This is a genomic window from Bacillus sp. SIMBA_031 (assembly GCF_046535225.1).
GTDB lineage: Bacteria > Bacillota > Bacilli > Bacillales > Bacillaceae > Bacillus > Bacillus velezensis.
Genome location: NZ_JAWRXC010000612.1, coordinates 1 through 242, shown reverse-complemented (window position 1 = coordinate 242; position 242 = coordinate 1). Strand labels below are relative to the sequence as shown.

The 242-nt window shown below is 57.9% G+C and carries 1 protein-coding gene; it reads right to left on the bottom strand.

The window, feature by feature from the left end:
• Nucleotides 1–25 precede the first annotated feature (25 nt).
• Nucleotides 26–242: hypothetical protein (locus SB724_RS21560; protein ID WP_410573085.1), on the bottom strand; the 217-nt coding region annotated here is incomplete at its 5' end.

Below are 242 nucleotides of genomic sequence, written 5' to 3'. Positions count from 1 at the left end.
CCAGGCAGGCTTTGCGCAACGCAGCCTAAGCAAGGACCCGTAAACCGTCTTTAGTGTCAGCGGTTTGGGGAGTACCGAGGCAGTTTGCGAGGTTGCTCATGGCAGGCTCCCGCCATTGCTTCAGGCGAGCTAATTCAGCGATCACCTCAGGCACGTGCTTTCGCTCGTTTACACCACGGGCCGGATTCAATCTGGTATTGCTTGACCAAGCGCCAATATCTGGCTGCGCTTCGCGCCTGGAG